20 protein-coding genes are annotated in these 19,269 nt (G+C 40.0%); 8 read left to right on the top strand and 12 right to left on the bottom strand.

The window, feature by feature from the left end; translation table 11 throughout:
• A partial coding sequence (locus tag EWM59_RS25900) for a transposase (RefSeq protein WP_130020817.1) occupies positions 1–289 on the top strand: 289 nt, incomplete at its 5' end.
• A 442-nt stretch (positions 290–731) separates the two neighbouring features.
• Here EWM59_RS25900 and EWM59_RS25895 read toward each other — a convergent pair.
• Positions 732–1,463, bottom strand: a complete 732-nt coding sequence (locus EWM59_RS25895; RefSeq protein ID WP_130024132.1) for a LytR/AlgR family response regulator transcription factor — start codon at positions 1,461–1,463, stop codon at positions 732–734.
• A complete protein-coding gene (locus EWM59_RS25890) occupies positions 1,456–2,496 on the bottom strand; it encodes a sensor histidine kinase (RefSeq protein ID WP_130024131.1) in 1,041 nt (346 codons plus the stop codon). The genes EWM59_RS25895 and EWM59_RS25890 overlap by 8 nt, the downstream gene beginning before the upstream one ends.
• A gap of 542 nt (positions 2,497–3,038) precedes the next feature.
• Between EWM59_RS25890 and EWM59_RS25885 the strand changes: the two genes are divergently transcribed.
• Positions 3,039–3,329: a hypothetical protein gene (locus EWM59_RS25885; protein ID WP_130024130.1), complete on the top strand. Its 291-nt coding sequence runs from the start codon at positions 3,039–3,041 to the stop codon at positions 3,327–3,329.
• Between the two features lie 41 nt (positions 3,330–3,370).
• On the opposite strand, the gene EWM59_RS25880 is transcribed toward EWM59_RS25885, so the two are convergent.
• Positions 3,371–3,595: a hypothetical protein gene (locus EWM59_RS25880; protein WP_130024129.1), complete on the bottom strand. Its 225-nt coding sequence runs from the start codon at positions 3,593–3,595 to the stop codon at positions 3,371–3,373.
• Between the two features lie 522 nt (positions 3,596–4,117).
• Between EWM59_RS25880 and EWM59_RS25875 the strand changes: the two genes are divergently transcribed.
• Both EWM59_RS25875 and EWM59_RS25870 read left to right on the top strand, forming a co-directional pair.
• Entirely contained in the window at positions 4,118–5,368 is a 1,251-nt protein-coding gene (locus EWM59_RS25875; protein ID WP_130024128.1) for an AAA family ATPase, read from the top strand.
• Positions 5,365–6,234 carry an HNH endonuclease gene (locus tag EWM59_RS25870; protein ID WP_130024127.1) on the top strand — a complete coding sequence of 290 codons (870 nt, stop codon included), beginning with the start codon at positions 5,365–5,367 and terminating at the stop codon, positions 6,232–6,234. The genes EWM59_RS25875 and EWM59_RS25870 overlap by 4 nt, the downstream gene beginning before the upstream one ends.
• 325 nt (positions 6,235–6,559) lie before the next feature.
• On the opposite strand, the gene EWM59_RS25865 is transcribed toward EWM59_RS25870, so the two are convergent.
• From EWM59_RS25865 to EWM59_RS25850, 4 genes are all read right to left on the bottom strand, one after another.
• Positions 6,560–8,983 carry a TonB-dependent receptor domain-containing protein gene (locus EWM59_RS25865; RefSeq protein WP_130024126.1) on the bottom strand — a complete coding sequence of 808 codons (2,424 nt, stop codon included), beginning with the start codon at positions 8,981–8,983 and terminating at the stop codon, positions 6,560–6,562.
• Complete coding sequence (locus EWM59_RS25860) at positions 8,961–10,301, bottom strand: HTTM domain-containing protein (RefSeq protein ID WP_130024125.1); 1,341 nt, start codon at positions 10,299–10,301, stop codon at positions 8,961–8,963. The genes EWM59_RS25865 and EWM59_RS25860 overlap by 23 nt, the downstream gene beginning before the upstream one ends.
• Positions 10,302–10,565: 264 nt before the next feature.
• On the bottom strand, positions 10,566–11,708 hold the full coding sequence (locus EWM59_RS25855) for an imelysin family protein (RefSeq protein ID WP_130024124.1): 1,143 nt from the start codon (positions 11,706–11,708) through the stop codon (positions 10,566–10,568).
• 72 nt (positions 11,709–11,780) lie between these two features.
• Entirely contained in the window at positions 11,781–12,956 is a 1,176-nt protein-coding gene (locus EWM59_RS25850) for a DUF4856 domain-containing protein (RefSeq protein WP_130024123.1), read from the bottom strand.
• A 289-nt stretch (positions 12,957–13,245) separates the two neighbouring features.
• On the opposite strand from EWM59_RS25850, the gene EWM59_RS27885 reads away from it, so the two are divergent.
• The gene (locus EWM59_RS27885; RefSeq protein WP_165372303.1) at positions 13,246–13,398 is read left to right on the top strand and encodes a hypothetical protein; all 153 of its coding nucleotides are present in this window, start codon (positions 13,246–13,248) and stop codon (positions 13,396–13,398) included.
• A gap of 75 nt (positions 13,399–13,473) precedes the next feature.
• Here the strand turns inward: EWM59_RS27885 and EWM59_RS25845 are convergent, their stop codons facing one another.
• Positions 13,474–13,707: an ACT domain-containing protein gene (locus EWM59_RS25845; protein ID WP_130024122.1), complete on the bottom strand. Its 234-nt coding sequence runs from the start codon at positions 13,705–13,707 to the stop codon at positions 13,474–13,476.
• 205 nt (positions 13,708–13,912) lie between these two features.
• Between EWM59_RS25845 and EWM59_RS25840 the strand changes: the two genes are divergently transcribed.
• Together EWM59_RS25840 and EWM59_RS25835 are read left to right on the top strand one after the other, a co-directional pair.
• Positions 13,913–14,341: a hypothetical protein gene (locus EWM59_RS25840; RefSeq protein WP_130024121.1), complete on the top strand. Its 429-nt coding sequence runs from the start codon at positions 13,913–13,915 to the stop codon at positions 14,339–14,341.
• Positions 14,342–14,368: 27 nt separating this feature from the next.
• Positions 14,369–15,013: a hypothetical protein gene (locus EWM59_RS25835; protein ID WP_130024120.1), complete on the top strand. Its 645-nt coding sequence runs from the start codon at positions 14,369–14,371 to the stop codon at positions 15,011–15,013.
• Between the two features lie 6 nt (positions 15,014–15,019).
• Here EWM59_RS25835 and EWM59_RS25830 read toward each other — a convergent pair whose 3' ends face one another.
• A complete protein-coding gene (locus tag EWM59_RS25830; protein WP_130024119.1) occupies positions 15,020–16,432 on the bottom strand; it encodes an ATP-dependent DNA helicase in 1,413 nt (470 codons plus the stop codon).
• A gap of 245 nt (positions 16,433–16,677) precedes the next feature.
• On the opposite strand from EWM59_RS25830, the gene EWM59_RS25825 reads away from it, so the two are divergent.
• Positions 16,678–17,841 (top strand): alpha/beta fold hydrolase, encoded by a 1,164-nt coding sequence (locus tag EWM59_RS25825; protein ID WP_130024118.1) that lies wholly within the window; start codon positions 16,678–16,680, stop codon positions 17,839–17,841.
• Between the two features lie 330 nt (positions 17,842–18,171).
• On the opposite strand, the gene EWM59_RS25820 is transcribed toward EWM59_RS25825, so the two are convergent.
• The 3 genes from EWM59_RS25820 to EWM59_RS25810 are packed head-to-tail and all read right to left on the bottom strand — an operon-like array spanning position 18,172 to position 19,201.
• Complete coding sequence (locus EWM59_RS25820; RefSeq protein WP_130024117.1) at positions 18,172–18,363, bottom strand: hypothetical protein; 192 nt, start codon at positions 18,361–18,363, stop codon at positions 18,172–18,174.
• Between the two features lie 9 nt (positions 18,364–18,372).
• Positions 18,373–18,669 (bottom strand): hypothetical protein, encoded by a 297-nt coding sequence (locus EWM59_RS25815; protein WP_130024116.1) that lies wholly within the window; start codon positions 18,667–18,669, stop codon positions 18,373–18,375.
• 4 nt (positions 18,670–18,673) lie between these two features.
• Positions 18,674–19,201, bottom strand: coding sequence for a transposase (locus EWM59_RS25810; RefSeq protein ID WP_130024115.1), 528 nt, complete (start codon positions 19,199–19,201; stop codon positions 18,674–18,676).
• Positions 19,202–19,269 lie beyond the last annotated feature (68 nt).

Below are 19,269 nucleotides of genomic sequence, written 5' to 3'. Positions count from 1 at the left end.
AAAAGAACTGTCAGCTTATGTAGGACTGATTCCTAATAGTCATGACAGTGGAGAAACCAAAAGAGTGGGAAGAATTACTAAAAGAGGGAATGTATATTTGAAATATATCCTTGTGGAGGTCAGTTGGATGTGTATCAGATATGATGCCTCCTTGTTATTGGCTTATAAGGCTGCCATCAAAAAGATGGAACCTAATAAAGCTATCGTCAAGGTAGCCAGAAAATTACTGAACAGAATTCGATTTGTACTAAAGAATAAAGAACCCTATCGAATCAATCAGGGTCTGTAGAGAACATATATCTATTAAACCATTATCAGGTGGGGTAACGCTTGAGGCCGTCTGTGACCTCTAATAAAGAGTGTTCACTATTTTGAGTTTGCGTCCCACACCTATATAACATAATAGCTAACTTGTGACTCTCCATTGGAGATGTTCACTCATAGAAGATTGGTTTATAGTTAAAAAAAGTTCTGTTGAAATATGGATAAGCTTGCAGCTTACCCACATTCCAACAGAACAATAACAACTATTGCCTATTATTTAAATAAACCAAAAAAAATCAACTCGAAGCTTGTTTTTCAACATAGAAGCCTCTTTTATGTATCATGATTTTTACGGTACATCGTTACTGAAATCATGCTCAAAATCATACTCAATCAGTCAATTCATACCACCCTTCCCCCTTGCCTTTACCAATGACCCCACGCCCTCTGCCCCACGCCCCATGCCCCTACTTAAACAACTCAATCAAAGCCCTGCGGTAAGTTAGCCCTACGGGCAAAGAAACCTCATTGATATACAAATCATTGCCACTGATACGGCTTATGCGCTTGATAGACACCAGATAAGACTTGTGGATACGGATAAACTGTGTGCCAGGCAGTCGCTGGTCGAGTTCAGCGAGTGTAAGGGCTGTCAGGTAAATGTGCGTATCTGTAAAAATTTTCACATAATTGCCCCAGCTTTGCGCATATCTGATGTCGTCCAGTTCTACCCTCAGCCAATCGCCATCAACCCTGATAACAATCGAAGTTTCAAACTGTGCTGATGGCGGCGTATTCACGGTTTTATCGGGTAATCCTAAACCATAATGATAAAAAACCTTATCAACAGCTTTCAGAAAACGGGTAAACTGAATGGGTTTCAGTAAATAATCAACCACATCGTAGGTATAACTTTCTAACGCATATTCAGAATGAGCCGTGGTGAGTATCACTAAGGGTTTATTTTTAAGAGTGCTCAATAGTTCCAGTCCGCTCATTTGTGGCATATTTATATCTAAAAACAGCAGGTCTATTTTGGTATGGTGCATCAGATTAATGGCTTCCAGGGCATTTTCACAAGTGCCTGCCAGAGTCAGGCGGTCTATCTGCGACAGGTAATGTTGCAGCACCAGATGTGCGCCCCGTTCGTCGTCAACAATCAGGCAGTTCAGGGTCTTTGTTTGCGGAATATCAGCCATGCGTATTTGGGTTAAGGTCTAAAGTGAGGCGGGTTTTATAATGATTGTTGATTTCTTCCAGTTCAAGCTCATAAAGACCGGAATAAAAAGCCTCTAACCGCTTTTTGGTATTGGGTATGCCAAAACCCGTTGAAACCAGTTTTGGCCGATGCACAGGTATTGAGTTCAGAATATCTAATGTAAGTACACTACCCGACATTGAAATATTAATAGATACAAAGCAGCTTTTGATAGACCCGCTACTGTGTTTAAAGGCATTTTCGATGAGCGGCAATAAAAGTAAAGGCACAATCTGGTAAGACAATAGCGACTCAATGGGTTTAGGATATTGATAAGTTACTGTGCAACGCAACCCTATCCGCTCTTTTTCTAAATGAATATAACTGTTCAGGTAAGTAATTTCCTCACTTAGTTTTACCTGCTGTTTTGAGGCCGATTCTACCTGATACCGCATCAGTTGCGACAATTGCATAATCATCACAGGCATACGGGCAGGCTCCTGGATACTGATACCGTAGAGGTTATTGAGGGTATTGAACAAAAAATGCGGATTCAACTGTGCCTGTAAAAGTTTGGTTTGGGCTTCGCTCAGTTGCAGCATCTGGTTGGTACTTCTGATTTGCTGCCGGTAAAAATATTCGAGCAGAAAAATGGCCTCCATTGTAATAAGGCTCACGGCTGTATTTACTATATACAATAATACCATTTTAAGCCAGCTCTGCGACTGGTGAAACTCGGGGTAAAAATAGAAATAATCGGCCACAAACAGGAATACCCCACCGGATACCAGCACTACCACCGTAAAAAATAAAAACTTACTGAAATGACCTTTGGTAAATAACGGAAACACAAACACCCGATAGGCAATAGCAAAGGTATAAAGGATAAGAAAATGCAGAAAACCCTCCGTGATTTCGTCAACCGATGAAAGGAAATTCCAATGACTGAGAGACATCAGAATAAAAAAACCCCAGAAAAAAATCATTTCCCGAATCCAGTCAATTTCAATTTTACTTTTATCTGATTTTTTCATCTGATGCACTTTTTACAAAAAAAAATAAATGATGATATATCTCAAAAAACAAATGATGAACCCGTAATATCATCAAAAAACAAGGATACATCATTCATATTTTTATTAAAAATCGCATAAAATTAACTTGTGTCAATAATTTTAATTCTATTTTAAGGCAAAAACTATTATATTTGTACAAATGACACTTATCCAATCTTTATTTATGTATCAGATTGATACAATAAAGATGGGTTAAGGTCTAAACAAAGCTCAATGAAAAAGTTATTGGCTACTTTGCACCCGTAAAAACTGCCTCGTAGGTCAATCTGCTTAAACTATCATAGACAATACCGATAGTGGTATTAGCACTATCAAATCAGCCATAAAAACAAAAGACATTTGCGCCTCTACAGGCACATAAAGAAGTTAGATTCTACATGAATCTTTCATACGCTTGTAGCAAAAAGCCCCTTCTTTTAGGGGCTTTTTTGTATTTTTGGCGTTGATTTTGTACAAAATCCTGCACCTCAATTAAATTGCTAACTTATAATTTCCGGCTTATGCCACTTGATATTTATCTTTTTAAAAATCACGAACCTAAAAAATTTCTTGGTTCAGTCAATATAGAAAATTCCGCTGTATGGGAGGTTATATGGGAAAAACTTAGTGAAGCATCTGCCCTATCTATTGACCCATACGGTACTACAAGATTGTATGCCAATCATGTTTCCACTCTACTTCGGATTTTAAATAACTTTTATCAATCTGAATCGACTGTTTTACAACTCAGAGAAATACTGGAACCTATAAATTTAGGAAAGAACGACTGTGTACTTTTCGAAGGAGATTAAGCAATTGGTAGAAGTTCAAAACTTTGAGCCTCTGAAAAACGCTATTCCAACAAATCCTTACCCGTAAATGTAGTAATTAAATTCAGTAGCAAAAAAGTGGTTATTATACTTAAAACTATCATCACCAACCAGTAAACGCCCTTACTACGAATAGTAATTTTATTGCCTATGAGTCGGTTTAATACCCATAAAACTCCTGCATTAATCAATAGGTAAAAGCCTAAAATCACAAAAACCGCACTATCAGTAAAACCAGTCAGAAGCATAGGGTGACGGACGGTTAAACATTTCATCTAAATTTATCTTTACTTTTTCTCTGGCTTCTTCGTAAAAAATCATGATTGTTTAATGTTCGTTTAAGTCAACTACTACACAAAAAAGGTCTAAGCCCGCCGGCTCAGACCTCAGAAGGAATGATTAGTTCCCAACCAGACCCTTTGATAGTGTGCGTGTCTTACAGATTAGCATTTTTTCTGACGTATCAGAAAGGTACATCTCCATAAGAAAAGTAAAGGTTGCTTTGAAACGTTCTATCTTCATCCAACACCAGTAATTGGGTATTACTGCTATTTTTGTCTGGGATTCATATCAAATTAACAAAACAAATTCTGTATTTCAAAAAAGAATTATGCCCTGTGTCTTTCTTCTTTTTACCCTGCTGTTCCCAACGGCTTACATAGGCACTTTGTAGCCGTAAAATAAAATTCATCCATAAAACAATCTTCATAATTTTCTGATTCTGGTTACACCTCAATTCACTATATTTGATAAATTTTAAATCTACGGTCATGCTTTTAAAACAACTCAGCCTTACCAATTTTCGTGGGCTTTCAGATATTTCTATCGACTTTGTCAATGAAAACGGCAAGCCACGCCTGCTGACACTTTTTTTAGGCGAAAATGGCACGGGTAAAAGTTCATTTCTGAAAGCCATTGCCCTGATAAGTGCCGGAAGCAATGCCCTCAGTAATTTACTGGGGAACCCCAACGACTGGATTACTTTCGGAGAGTCTTTCTGTGAAGTAAAGGCCGTGTTTGTAACCAAAGATGCCCGAAACCCTAAAGAAAGAAACGTAAGCCTGAGAATCAACCGTGGAGAATCTATCAAAGATATATTGGTCAACAACAGCGAGTCGCTGGACGAAATAGACAAAGCCCTCGACTACGCCGAGCGTAATTATTTTATCTTAGGCTACGGGGCATCGAGACGACTCAATAAAAATCAGAGTTTTAACCAGCCTGAAAGTTCTTACAACAACGACCGCACCGTAAATGTAGCTACCTTGTTTAATACAGAGGCCAACTTGTATCCGCTGGCAGCCTGGGTAATGGAGCTTGATTACCGAAGCGATGGCAAAAGTATTGATGCGGTAAAAAATGCCCTCAACGAATTTTTAGTAGATGTTACCTTTGACTCCATTGATAAACAGCAAAGAACCCTGCTGTTCTCCAATGGTAAAGACCTTATTCCGTTGCATTTACTGAGCGACGGCTATCAGAACGTAAGTGCCTGGATTGGTGATTTGCTGTATAGAATCTTTAATACCTTTGGCGAACAGGCCAATCCGCTTCAAACAAATGGTATTTTGTTGATTGATGAGATTGACCTGCATCTGCACCCTAAATGGCAAAGAAGATTGATAGGATTTCTGAAAATCAAATTGCCCAATTTTCAGATTATTGCCACTACGCACTCTCCGCTTACTGCTCAACAGGCGGGTGAAGGTGAGTTGATTATCCTGAGCCGGAACGAAGAAAAAACCATTGATGCACAGCCATTCACGGCTGCCCCTAATACCATGCTTCTGCACCAGTTGCTGCTCTCACCTGTGTTTGGTATCAGCTCTGATGAATCGTTGGAAACCGAGCAACTGAAAGCGGAATACGAAGAAGAGAAAAACAAGCATGGCAATACCAAAAGAGTAAAAGAACTAAGCAAACAAATTGAAGCCTTGCCACAGGTAGTGCGACCTAATATGGTGGCTGATGATGATGTATTGGATTTATTGAAAACAATCAATGCTGAGTTACAAAAATGATAGCCTTAGAAAGAAACCGCACCAAAAAGAAGTTGCATGATAAAGACCGGGTTCATTTAGACTTTACAGGCAAAAAACGGATTGCCTTTAACAAGGAATTGCTTACTAACGAGAAAAATTTTCTTTTGGATCCTACTAAGGTGCATGACTTTAAAGCTGCCAGATGGAAAGGGGCTAAAGAAAGGCTGTTTATGGAGTCGAATAATAAATGTGCCTATTGTGAAGCAAGCACCAAAATTGTGTCTCCGGGAGATGTAGAGCATTTCAGACCCAAAAGCAAATACTGGTGGCTGGCCTATTGTTACGATAATTACCTGGTTTCCTGCTCGGTTTGTAATTCTGTTTTTAAAGGCAATAAGTTTCCCTTGCTTGATGAAACCAAAGCATTGATACCTCCGGCTGTTTTAGCCACCATGACAGAAGCTGAAATCGATGCGCTAACAGACTTACTGAATCCTGACGCCTTTGGTGTAAAAGGTTTAAGTCTTGCTGATTTTACCACAGCCTATCACCTCGAACGACCACTTTTACTGAATCCTTATTTTGATAACCCGGCTGATTATTTTGCGTGGGAAGTAGAAGACACTCTCAAGCACGTGATTCTTGTTCCTTTAAAACCGGAGTTTAAGCCTTATGTAGAAGCCGCAGAAGTAAATTATGGGCTCAACAGAAAGGAACTGAAAGAACTGCGGTATTTTCACTATGATATTTACAATACCTTTTTTCTTACCTTAGCCGATACAAGTTCAAGAATAAGCGCAGCTACGCAGCAACGGATAGAAAATAAGATAGTCGAACTAAAAGATAAATCAGCCCCGTTTGCAGGCATGATTCGGTATTTTGATTTTAAAAACAGGGGGATATAGGTAGATTAGGTAGGTTTAGGTTCTTGAAACCTTTTTATAGAAAATTGGTAGGAGGTTGTCTCAAAAGTAAAAGGGTCAAAATATTATTTGGCTACACACAACCCCACACCCTAAGTCCCTCTCTCCAACTGTGGAGAGAGGGACTTTTTAGCCATTCCCCATTGTTGGGGAAGGGTTGGGGTGGGGTATTTTCCAAATATTATTTGGCTTGGTAAACTTTTGAGACACCCTCTTGTCGCCAGAATAGCAATTATTCTCTGCCAAAAACAGACAAGGCAGTGCCTTGTCTCTACCTCAATAACAAATCAATTCCTTTAATCCAACGTCAAATCTTCACCTGCAAGGTCAGATAAAAACTTCTGCCATCAGACGGGAGAATGCCCGGGCCGGGGTATCCCGTGGCACGTCGGGTAAAATACATGCAGTTAGTTAGGTTGTTAAGGCTCCCTTCCAGTTTAAAACGTTTAAACTCGTAAGAAGCACTTACATCCATAATATCATAGGCAGGAATCAGCCCCACAACGGCGGATACCCCTCCATCAACTGCATTGGTTGCTTCCGAAAACTGGTCTGAAAGATAGGTGTATTGAAACGAGCCTTTCAGGTTTTTATAAGCGACCCGTAGCCCGCTTTTCAGATTGACTTTTGGTACAAATTCTACCTGTTTGCCTTTAATACCCGGCAATTCGCTGGCTTTATAAGTAGAACGAATAAGGGCTATATTCGCAAATACTACCCCACTCCACGCTTCGGCTTTCGGTTGGGCAATTTTCAGCAAGTCAGCTTCAGCATACGATTCTATACCCATAATAATGGCCTGCCCGATATTCCCCCTGCGGCGCAATACCCGATTACTTTCGTCATAAAACTGTACTTCACCAATGCGATTATCGTAATTGAGAAAGAATCCGCTTACGTCAAAATTATACAAAGTTGTCTGTTGTGTTCTGATACCCAAATCAATCGAATAACCTCGCTCATCTTTCATATTCGGGTCAATTACCGACGACGGATTGGCTGTTCGCATATCGCTGAATGTAATAGAGCGGTAGTTTTGCGATATATTCCCATAAACATCCAGTTTTCCGGTAGGTTTATAGCTTAAGCCTACCCCTCCCAATACAAACTGTCGGCCATTGTTTCTGACTTCGTTGGTACGGGTAGCACTGATGATGTTTCCGGCTAAATCAAACAGAATAGTACCATAAAACCCATCAGCTTTGGTATGAATGTATTCAAAACGTACACCGGGTGTAATAGAAAACTTATCGTTTACATAAAAGATATTTTCAGCAAAAACTGATACATTTCTATTCGGAAACACATAATCGTTGGCAATGCCCTCTTCCTGATTGATAAAACTAAAATCAGCCTCTTTTCCTCTACTGCCCAACCCCTGAATACTGTGATTGAAGCCCTGATAGTAACGTGTACCTGCCAGAAAAACCAGTAGTTTGTCTTTGATAAAATAGCGTTTCAGGTAACGGGCTTCTGTTCCCCAGTTATTAAAATCACCCTTAATTAAATCCCGTTCGCTATTGTCATCAACGGAAGCAACCCTGTTCGGGCGAAATCCCAAAGAATAACGATAAGCCGACAAACCAAATACCCGCACATTAAACTCATTGAGCGTATTAAACTTATGGTCGAAATGAGCCGCCCACAGATTCCAGCCTACTTTAAACCAGTTACGTTCCCGGTTGGTCTGGCGTGGGTCGGCGGCAAACATCGCATCAGTCAGTCCACCCGGCTGATGAGCCAGATAGCCCATGTATGTAAAGTCTACGCCAACACTTGTTTTTTCGCTGAATTTATAATCAACATCGGCATAATAGGTATAGCTGTCAAAATCAGAATTGGCACGCCAGCCTTTGCCAGTTTTGTACTGAAAATAGGTATAATAGCACAGTTTTCCTACCGTACCACTGGCACTTGTAAAAGCATTGTAAAAACCAAAAGAACCCACACTCTGCCTGGCTACCAGTTCCAGTTTGCGGTCAGTAACAGGCTTTTTCATCACAAAATTTATGAGTCCGCCAAACTGGGTGCCATATTGGAGCGATGCCGCCCCACGCACTATCTGAATCCGCCCTACGGCTTCAATCGGCGGTGTATAATAACTTTCAGGATACCCCAAAGCATCGGCACTGATGTCGTACCCATTCTGACGTACATTAAAATTTGAACTGCGGTTGGGGTCAAGTCCTCTCCCACCAATGCTAAGTTGTAGTCCGGCTCCGTCATTCTCCCAGATATTAAGCCCTGCCACACGGGCATATACCTGACGTGCATTGTTGGTAGCCAAGTTAGCCACTAATTGCTCAGGCAGAATCACCTCCGTTTTTTTCCCTTCATAAATGCCCATACTTTCTACGGCACGCATACGGGTAAAACCAAAATCGCTTTGCTTGTCTTTTACCACCACTTCGTTGAGTGTTGTATTGAGCAAATCAATATAAATATCGAGGTGAATATCCTTATCTGTCAGGTTAATTTCCTGCTTATGAGATTGATAATCGGTTAATAAGGTTTGTAGCTGATAAGTACCTTTAGAAAGATTTCTGAATCTGAAACTGCCAGTTTCGTCGGTATTGGAAGTAGGTGAGCCTGCATTGAGTATAATCCGGCAATCGCTCACGGCTGTACTGTCTTTGCGGAAGCGAACCGTACCCGTCAGTTGGTATTGTGCATAAGCACCCGAAACACTCAAGCAGAGTAGAAATATATTAAAAGCCTTTGATAGTGTCATTAAATGGTAAAATCCATGATTTATGTTGAAAAGAATCTTCCTTTTTGGCCAAATCAGTCTCAGGACTTACCAGAGGCTTGCCCATACGGCCATTAAGGGTTACGTAAGAATCGACATATACCTGTGGCGATTCAAAGCCATGCTGTGCATAATAATCACGTAAGAAATGTGCATATTGCAGCAACATATCCGGTTGCGTTGACATCATTTTTTCCTGCAAAGTTGATAAGAAATCGTTGTTATTTACAACCATACGCTTATCATTTTTACCTATTACCGTAAACTGTGCATAACCTGCCTTCTCCATCAGCATCACCCGCCACGAAAACCGATACCCCTGCTCTGTCCAGAATAATTCTCCCGGATACAGCAGATACCGGAACGGGAAAAGAATCTGAAACGAAAAAAACACCAAAAAAACAGGCAGGATATACGACCGGGGAACATAAGTACGGCTATTTGCTGTGCCTGTCGTTTCGGGTACCCTGAACCAACGACTGAGTTGACGAATGATTCCTTTGTGAAAATCAGGCGAGAAAAATATTAAGGCGGCAACAATCATGATATGCGGAAACATACCAATCGGAAACAGCAGGGCTGTAAGTACATGAAACACAATTACTGCTACATAAGCCAGCCATCTTGTACCGGAGCGCAACAATAAAAACGGAATGGTGAGGTCGTAGAGACAGCCAAACCAGCTAAAAGCATAAGGCACCCAGTCTTTATTGAACAAGGGGCCGATAATGGGCATATCATTACGGGCAGGTAACCATATCCTGAGCGGTTGTGCATGCAGTAACCAGTCTGAATTTAGCTTGGCAAGCCCTGCATACACATAAAGAATGCCTATCATGAGCTTAATGGCATCGACACACCATTGTGGAATATAGGCGGCGGCTATCCGGCGGTTCCGGTAGGCATCTATAGAAAAATAGACGTGCGCAGGCAGAAAAACCATGAGCAAACAAACGAGGCTGATAAAGTAATAATGATTGAGGTAAGTTGATTTATCCATGAGTTCTATATAAGTAAAACTCAGAAACAGACCAACCGCAGCAACCCGATAAAACCAACCCAAAGCCACCAGCAGCGCACACAATGCACATACAAAAAACAACAGATAGGTAGCATTACCCAACGGCTTTACAAACTCAAAACCATAGAAAGGGAAAAAGTATCGGGGCTTGATATATAAATCAAAAATCCAGCCCTTAGCCCAGAACCGGATGATACTACCCAGCAACATGAGGCCGAAGCCGATTCTGAAAACCGCCAGAGGTGCCGCCGGTATTTTTTGTTTCAGGTATTGCTGCAATTTCTTGGGTGGTTTTGAAGAGATTTACAACAGATTTTGTAGAAAAGACCGCATGGTTTCAACCCTATCCCAACCCTTCCCCAACAATGGGGAAGGGCTAAAAGTCCCTCTCCCCACTGTTGGGGAGAGGGATTTAGGGTGAGGGGTTGAAGCCCTGCCAAACAATATTGCCAAGGTGAACAATTTTGCGCTATATTTTTTTAACCGCCCTGCCACTACCAAACACAATCATCACGCCCTTACCAGATTCAAACATCCCCTACCTCAATCACCATCATTATCTGTATAGGTAATTGTGATACTCATGGCTGAGGTCATGTCAACTTTGAGCATACGAACAGCTTTCTGCATTTCAGTATATACCGCTACCATTGCCGGGTTATTGGTTTTTACTTCCTCATACAAATTCGGTTTCAGTCCCTCCATTTTGCCCTTACTTGCTGCAAACTGGTTATTGATAATTTCGGCTAATGACTGACCCGTGGCACTGTCTTTAGCACCCAGAGCTGTCAGATAGGTCTTGAAAGACGGGCCATCGGCACCTGTTTTGATATTCTTTCCATTGAAGAAATCGATAACAGCCTGATGTGCGGTCTGTGCAAGCGTGCGTGATATATCTTTCTTATAAAAAGCCTCCACTTTTTCGGGTGAAATTACGCCATTGAGCATCGCGCCTGATGGAATACCAAATTTACCCGAACGGATAAAACGCTCGTAATGCAATACAAAACCATTCACCATCAACGAAAAAGAAGAGCCAATGTCAAGCCCGGTTTTGCTGATATAAGTTTCACGATACGTTGTCCATTCTGTAATTACCTTGTCTAACAGCGTATTCATACGGCTTGTCAGGCGTTTTACGTAGGCAATTCTTTTGGCGGCATCGGGGGCAGTTGTATAAAAAGCAAGAATGGCGGTATCGGTAGTGCCGAGGCCATTGAGCAGGTAATCTAATGCCGGAAAACCCTGTTGTGCAAACGAAGCAGGAACTTCCAGATTGGCCGTTGGGTCGGCTATATTATCATTGATTCCTTTTTCGCTGGCCGGATAAATATTAAAAAAACTCCGAAGGGTTTGTCTTTCAGCCGGACCGAAATCAAATAGTTCCACTTTCTCCCACTCTGTATAAGCCTCTACCCACGAAGCCCGAAAAGCCGTTAAGGTAGTCATATCAGGTTTAGCCATAAAAGCGTCACCATTAGACACCATCAGGGTAAGTTTTGCTTTGAAATTGCCATAAGCCGGAATAATGATATTATCGGCAAGGTGGGTCAGTATCAGTTTTCTATCTTTACCTTCATCAACAGGCGTAGGTGGGTCTGTTGTTTCGCCGCCTCCACCGCAAGCCCATAGTAAGCCTGTCAGTATCAATAGTAAGATGTACTTTTTTTCAAAAAAAGACTTCATGATTTATAAATGAAAGAGTGGATTGACAGCATTTAAGGCTATCAATCTACTAATATAGCAATAAAACAAAAATTAATTGTTCAACTTGAATTTCGCAGTGATGGCATCTGCCGCTGCATTAACTTTGTCGTTGGTTAAGTCCCAGTAGCCACCAGCTGAACCTACTAGTCCGTTCAGGATAGCATCTGAGAAATTAGCATCTGCTCCATTGATAGTACAGTAGCGTAACGAATAAATGAATCCAAGACCTTCGCCAATAGCATGCGCACGAGCGGCATCAGTAGTACCTGTTTTCCATTTACCAAGATAGCCTATGGCTGCCGAAGCAATCGCTTTTTCCATTTCTGTTCTGATAAAGGTAGCCTGAGTTTTTACCTCAGCCATATCATTGTTCACAATAGCCACACGACCTCTTAGAAACGCAGGGTGGATTTTTGCATAATTAGCTTTGTTATATTCCCAAAGATAAGAACCTAAGAAAGACTCAGAAGTACCACGGACAGCATCGGTAGAACCTGCCAGATACACCGGATTCAGTGTTAATGACGCATAGGCTTCGTCCCAGTTATGCTCTAACTGAGAGTATTTTTTACCCGATACAAGCATGGTATTATCAGCCTCAAGACCTTTGTTAAGCAATACATTGCCGATGTAGTCAAGCTGATAAGCACCAATCAAAGATTTCTGAATGATTTGCGCAATCTCAATACCTTGAGCATCTAACAGATAAGTACCTGCTTTTCCGGCTACACCTTTAGAGGCAGTAGCACCAACCGATTTGCTCGCTTCTGCCATTTGCGCAAATGCAGCTTCTAATTTTGCTCTTTCTACTTCAGCTTCTGCGGCAGATTTAGATGAAGCCGTAAGGCTACGCAATTGCACACCAGAGGCGTTTAATACCGAACCAGAAATATTCAGCGACGGAACATCAGTGAAAGGGTTTCCGGTATTGGCATACATGTTTTTCATAACAGCCGCTTCAATCGCTTTATTTTCTCTTACTGCCGAACCTAAATAATAATTAAGTGCCTGGTAGATTTTGTAACGATTGTTGCCTGACGTTAAGTCAACTGTTGAGTCTCCGTTTGCAGCTACAAAAAGGCTTTTATACGGCGTAGTAGACGTTACTTTAGCGTAATCAATGCTGGTACGCAATGGAGGAGCAACTTCATCATCTTTACAAGCTGAGATACTTGCAACAATAACAGAAAGTGTAATTAATTGAGTTTTACCGAAACGTTTAAACATGAGTGGAGTAAAAAATTAAGTTAAAAGATTAGACTACGCCGCAAAAATAGTATAATTAGACTTAATCTAAATAAGAATAACTGGATTATTTTTTTATTTTTTATTTAAACGGCTGTAAATCAATTAATTAAGAAGGGGAAATTTTTACACGTTGATAAAAGACAGCCCATAACTTCCTTATTATCAGGAAATAGCATCGCCAAACAGCCCAGATTTCTTATCTGGCTGGCACATTATTTTTAGCAGTAAAAGCAGTTAAATCAGTATTCAAACCAATACACAAAAAACTATGGCAACGTTACAAGGAAAGAAAAAAGAAGGTGCCCGTAACTCTGCTTCACAGAGTTCAGATGCAGCCAACAGTGTGGCAAAAGGCACCAATCAGAACAACAGTGGTTCTGATTCACGACCACAAATAACAGGTGCGAGTCCGAAAAAATAGTCGGTAAAACTATAATAGGCAGGTGTATTTAGCTGCTTAGCTGCTATGCAGGCTAAATACACCTATGGTTTAAAATCAGTAAACAATAAGATGGATTAATCCGGTCCGGGATTGAAAAGAGGATTTGAAATTCAGATTTAAAGCCGCCAGATACGAAGTAAACTGCTTCAGATTAGAAGGGTCAGTTTCTCTCCCGAGGGTAATAGTAAGGTGGTTCTGACCCTCAGAAACGGCAATATGACTATAGGAAACCTGGTATTTTTGCAACGCCTGCAAAACAGCCTCGCCACAATTGATAGGAATGCTCATTAAAAAAAACTATAATTTAAGGTTTTACAATGTTTGGTTGTCAGGTAAATTCTTAATTACAGATGATTTAATGATTAGTAGTTGGTTAATACATAACCGGAATGGTACCGCAAAGGTAACATTATCGTTTGACTCTGACAAGGTTTAAAAGGCATTTAATTAAGTCAGCTAAAATCAGTAAGTTTGTCAAAACAAACTAATCTCTATGCTTTACAAAGCCCTTTTTCACTGCTGTTATGTAATTATTTCATTTGTAACAGCCGCCATTTTTGCTATGGCCATGTACACCTTTGAACTGGGCAAACTCACCCTCAGTTTTTATGCTGCTTTTGCTTTGTTAGAGGGGTTGCATATCGTGTTTGTGGTACAAAAACAATTCAGGCAGAAACAAAGGGCTTTACTGCTTAATCATATCCATTTTATAGTAATGGCCATTGTATCATTATTTGTCCTTTACTTCTATTCCAACCTTAATTCGTGGCGAAACGCAGGTGATAACAGTATTGAGTTCCGTACCTTCTCTTATTTTTTCGATAATATCTTTCTCATCAACTTTGCTTTCTTTTTTGTCAACTTCTGGTTTCTATGCCGTAATTTGATTATCTGGAGTTTTAGAAGACCAATGGAAGATTAAATCACGAATGCTAAACATAGTTGATTCATGGATAAAGAAATGGCAAGGTACATTATCAATTACTTTCCGAATCTCCTGACTGAAGCGGAGAAGGCAGCCAGAAAACACCATACTACATTAGATAAGCATTATTTTTCAAGTCAAGTTCCTGATTCAAACAGAATTAAATTAGCCTATAAAAAAGGGTGGTTAAGTAACGACCCACAAGTAATTGATTTATTAAAAGATGGCTATGATGCTTTTGAGTTGAATGTGATACAAAGAATCTTGACAGAAACTCCGGAAAAGATATACTTCAATAATTGTGTAAAATGTGGTCGGTTAGCACGAACTCCCTATGCGCGGCAATGTCGCTGTGGTTTCCAATGGCATCATATTATACAAGCTCAATTTCGTTTTGAATCAGCTATTCAGATTACTGGACGTGGATTTTTTCTAATTGGCACGTTAAACAAAGGAGAAGTAAAACAAGGTCATTATATTGACCTCATCCCAATTGGTTTAAATTGTAAACCAAGAATTGAAAGTATTGAATTTGCCCTGAAACGACATGACGGCAATGTATGGGACGATATGGCGTTAAAAACAAATGAACTGAATGATGAGCAGCAATTATACATTAAAAAAACAGGTTCATTTGCCCTGCCACTTGATATTCTAAATGAAAGGTAGTTACCTTTACCTACCCTTATAATAAGCAATCACCCGCTCATCTACAATTACATCGCTGGGGCGGATTTCTTTGTTGAGCACAATGCCTTCCAGGGTTTTGCAACGGCTCAGGGCTACATAGGTTTGTCCGTGGCTGAACGCCCCCGTGCCTATGTCAATCACCACTTTATCAAAAGTCTTGCCCTGGCTTTTGTGGATGGTCATAGCCCAGGCCAGTTTTACCGGAAATTGTGTAAAAGTACCGAGTATATTTTCTTTGATTTCCTTGCGTTTAGAATCGTACTGATACGTAATCTCTTCCCAGTTTTCCTGCGCCATTTTATAACTTTGTCCGTCAATCTCTACCCATATATCGTGCTTGTTCAATCGGCTTACAATGCCCACCGTACCATTTACCCACCGTTTCAGGCTATCGTTTTTAATCATCATTACCTGTGCGCCGGGTTTCAGTTTCAGAAACACATTGGTCGGGAACCTCATTTCAATTTCATCTTCAAACTCGGCCTCACTCATTTTCTTGTCGGCCAGTTGCTCTTTCAGTTTCTCAAATTCTTCTCTGATTTTTCCGGTCAGCACGGCTTCAAAAATCATTTCTTTTCCGGGCAGATTTTCAAGGTTTTCCTTGTTTATCTTCTTCACATTCTTGTTGGTAGTAGTCAGAAAAATAGCACTGTTATTATCGCCCACATTGTCCCGATGCCGGGCGTTCAGCAACACAAAATCTTCAAACTTTGCTTCATTGACACGTATGCGATTCAGTACTTTTTTGAAACGCTCATCTTTCTGACGGAAAATATGTGTCAGTTCTTTCAGGTGATAGCTGAACCCTGCCTTAAATACAGGACTGTCGAAAAAGTAATTACCTCCGTAAGTAGTCGTAAAGTATTCCTGTAAATCGTTTTTTACCACAGGCGGCAACTGAAACAAATCGCCGATAAATACCATCTGTAACCCTCCGAAAGGTTCATCAGGTCTGTTTCGGTTCAGGCGCAGGGCTGTATCAATGGCTTCCATCAGGTTGGCACTTATCATCGACACTTCGTCGATAATCACCATATCTAAATTTTCGTAAAGAGCATTTTTAGCATATTCAGGCTTTAGTTTGTCTACCTGAATCAAACGTGGAGGAAGTCTGAAAAACGAGTGGACGGTCTGTCCTTTAACATTCATAGCAGCAATGCCTGTGGGTGCCAGTATTACATATTTTTTGTCAGTTCGGGCAGTAAAATACTGCAAAAGGCTCGATTTCCCTGTTCCGGCTTTTCCGCTGATAAAAACCGACTCCCGGGTATCGTTCAGGATATGCAGAATATCCTTAAACTCATCGGTCAGTACAAGCGTATTTTTTTGTCGGGAATAAATAAAAAAGCAAACGGCTACAACTAAAACAAAAACCCCTAAAACAATTAATTCCTGCATGTGGCTACAAATCTGATAACAATTCTATTATACCGCAATTTAGCAGGAATTATTGTTTTTGAGTAGAATTTATGGGGATGATTTCTCAGGTATATTATTCAGCCACACATTTATTTTCTTCAACCTCACAATAACCTTAGCGCAGATAAAATCGTTACTAATTATGTACGGGCAATGGCCCTTACTTATCCCATAAAGTATCCATGCGCTTTTAGTATCTTTGGCGCAATAGTTAACCTGATAGTATGAAAATAAGTCTTTTAAGATTTCAATCCCATTGTATCAATTCTGAAGCCACTACCTTATTTAATCCTTTCAAGTGGCGTATATGGGTAGTATTCCTGTTTTTTTTAACGCTTGGTTCATCAGTCATTGCTCAAAAAACAGCTATTGATACCTTAGTCAATGTAGGTACTCACCAACTGCATTTCAGGGTTATTCCGGGCAAAGGTACGCCTATTTTGTTTGAGGCCGGGGGAGGTAACGATGGACAGGTATGGAACAAAATTATTGACCCCATTGCCACAATCACCAAAGCACCTGTAATTACTTACGACAGAATCGGACTGGGTAAGAGCAGTAAAGACACTGCGAGGCTTACGATTGAAAAAGAGGTGGCAGCACTTACGGAAGCACTTAAAAAGTTAGGCTTCTCTAAAGACCTTATGTTGGTTTCGCACTCAATGGGTGGTTTCTATCAAACACTTTTGGCGAGTCAAAACCTTAGACGTGTAAAGGCAATGGTAATGATTGATGCCAATTTGCCTTGCTTTTTCACAGAAAAACAGCTTACCACCATGAAGGCGTCTCCGAATTTTCGGCATACGGTTGAGGTTATCAGACAAAATCCCTTACCAACGAGTATTCCGGTAGTGGACATTGTCTCTGAACTGACACTATTTGAAGGCGCGCCTGATGCCCAGCGGTGGAAAGATTGTCATAATGATTTTGTGGCAGCTTATGCCAACCGCTCAACCTTGATTGCTTATCAGACCGGACACTATGTTTTTTTCTCAAACCCTCAGCTGGTGATTAATGCGATTGTTACGCTATACGCCAATAAAATTAAGCCCAGTGCCAAAGCAGCTATTTTTGAAAGAGGCTATAAACAGGAACAAATGGCCGCCAATGATGACAGACGTAACCTGATGAAATACCGACACTCGGAAGAAGACCTGAACGAATGGGGTTATGCGTTGCTTAAACGACTGGAAATATTGGAAGCAATAGAGGTTTTTAAACTGAATGCTTTGTTCTATCCGAATAGCGCAAATGTATATGATAGTCTGGGAGATGCTTATCTGAAAGCAGGACAGAAAAATTTAGCCATAGCCAATTACACAAAAGCGTTAGAGATAAATCCTAAAAAAGAAAATGCGCAGAAAATGCTAAAATTGCTTAGTGATTAAGAGACATTCTTTTAGCCAACGAGGCTGTCTTCTATGTTGAAAAACAAGCTTCGAGTTGATTTTTTTTGGTTTATTTAAATAATAGGCAATAGTTGTTATTGTTCTGTTGGAATGTGGGTAAGCTGCAAGCTTATCCATATTTCAACAGAACTTTTTTTAACTATAAACCAATCTTCTATGAGTGAACATCTCCAATGGAGAGTCACAAGTTAGCTATTATGTTATATAGGTGTGGGACGCAAACTCAAAATAGTGAACACTCTTTATTAGAGGTCACAGACGGCCTCAAGCGTTACCCCACCTGATAATGGTTTAATAGATATATGTTCTCTACAGACCCTGATTGATTCGATAGGGTTCTTTATTCTTTAGTACAAATCGAATTCTGTTCAGTAATTTTCTGGCTACCTTGACGATAGCTTTATTAGGTTCCATCTTTTTGATGGCAGCCTTATAAGCCAATAACAAGGAGGCATCATATCTGATACACATCCAACTGACCTCCACAAGGATATATTTCAAATTATACTACTATACAATTTGGATTATTGAATATTTTTTTTTCTTAATAAAGGACAAATATTTGTTCAAATCAAACCAGCTAATTATACAATTACTAATAGCTTGCAATCCATTTCTAAAAATAGAGACGGCAGGATATTTATCTCCATTTTTGTATTTTATTGTTCTAATTTTTTGCACTTTTTGTTGAATAATTCCTTCCCTTATTGCTAAAATATAGGCGACAACTACTAAGCTAATCATCAAACGGATTTTTTTCAAATCAGTTAATGACATATCCTCTAAGTTAAATCCATTAGTCTTCATATGCTTAAATCGGACCGCCGAAGCGGCAATATTCAATTTTCCAACGTTTTGCATACTGTTTTCCGATTCTTTTTTTATTTAAAACATTGGTAATCAAATAGATAATAGGCTCACCTTTATTATCAGAACGCCACATCTCAATTCTGTATTTTTGTCCACAAACAGTAAAAATAGCCTGAGAATAGCCTTTTCTTGTTGCTTTCATCTCTAATTCCTCATAACTGTAGCCACTATCTTCGATTGGTTTACGATACATCCCCTTACGTAAGCGGATAACAAAATTTAACTCAAAGGCAAGCACATGGCTAAACCATTCTTTTCCTATAAACTCTCTATCGGCTATCAATAATTTGCCATGCAAATCTATGAGTACAAATGCCTTACGAATGAAATTGATACGATCCTTTTCTGATAATACACCTTTATGTTCATAAACTTTAAAGTACACAGGTAGGGCTACACCTTTTACTTGTGCCGCCAATACTAAAACGTGTAATTCAAAAGAACCGATTTTCCATTCTGTTGCATCCAAAAAAAATTATCTGCTTTCTTAATAAGGCTGTTGATAACCCATAGTAATAAGTCTATAAAAAGCCTCGT

Source organism: Emticicia agri (assembly GCF_004168285.1).
Lineage (GTDB): Bacteria > Bacteroidota > Bacteroidia > Cytophagales > Spirosomataceae > Emticicia > Emticicia agri.
This window is presented reverse-complemented; position numbering and strand designations above follow the sequence as displayed.

Coding starts and splice junctions, on each gene's coding strand:
- EWM59_RS25865 (WP_130024126.1), bottom strand. CDS start 8,983: ATGACACTATCAAAGGCTTTTAATATATTTCTACTCTGCTTGAGTGTT.
- EWM59_RS25835 (WP_130024120.1), top strand. CDS start 14,369: ATGGATAAAGAAATGGCAAGGTACATTATCAATTACTTTCCGAATCTC.
- EWM59_RS25845 (WP_130024122.1), bottom strand. CDS start 13,707: ATGAGCATTCCTATCAATTGTGGCGAGGCTGTTTTGCAGGCGTTGCAA.
- EWM59_RS25815 (WP_130024116.1), bottom strand. CDS start 18,669: ATGAAGACTAATGGATTTAACTTAGAGGATATGTCATTAACTGATTTG.
- EWM59_RS25825 (WP_130024118.1), top strand. CDS start 16,678: ATGAAAATAAGTCTTTTAAGATTTCAATCCCATTGTATCAATTCTGAA.
- EWM59_RS25855 (WP_130024124.1), bottom strand. CDS start 11,708: ATGAAGTCTTTTTTTGAAAAAAAGTACATCTTACTATTGATACTGACA.
- EWM59_RS25830 (WP_130024119.1), bottom strand. CDS start 16,432: ATGCAGGAATTAATTGTTTTAGGGGTTTTTGTTTTAGTTGTAGCCGTT.
- EWM59_RS25890 (WP_130024131.1), bottom strand. CDS start 2,496: ATGAAAAAATCAGATAAAAGTAAAATTGAAATTGACTGGATTCGGGAA.
- EWM59_RS25870 (WP_130024127.1), top strand. CDS start 5,365: ATGATAGCCTTAGAAAGAAACCGCACCAAAAAGAAGTTGCATGATAAA.
- EWM59_RS27885 (WP_165372303.1), top strand. CDS start 13,246: ATGGCAACGTTACAAGGAAAGAAAAAAGAAGGTGCCCGTAACTCTGCT.
- EWM59_RS25895 (WP_130024132.1), bottom strand. CDS start 1,463: ATGGCTGATATTCCGCAAACAAAGACCCTGAACTGCCTGATTGTTGAC.
- EWM59_RS25875 (WP_130024128.1), top strand. CDS start 4,118: ATGCTTTTAAAACAACTCAGCCTTACCAATTTTCGTGGGCTTTCAGAT.
- EWM59_RS25850 (WP_130024123.1), bottom strand. CDS start 12,956: ATGTTTAAACGTTTCGGTAAAACTCAATTAATTACACTTTCTGTTATT.
- EWM59_RS25840 (WP_130024121.1), top strand. CDS start 13,913: ATGCTTTACAAAGCCCTTTTTCACTGCTGTTATGTAATTATTTCATTT.
- EWM59_RS25880 (WP_130024129.1), bottom strand. CDS start 3,595: ATGCTTCTGACTGGTTTTACTGATAGTGCGGTTTTTGTGATTTTAGGC.
- EWM59_RS25885 (WP_130024130.1), top strand. CDS start 3,039: ATGCCACTTGATATTTATCTTTTTAAAAATCACGAACCTAAAAAATTT.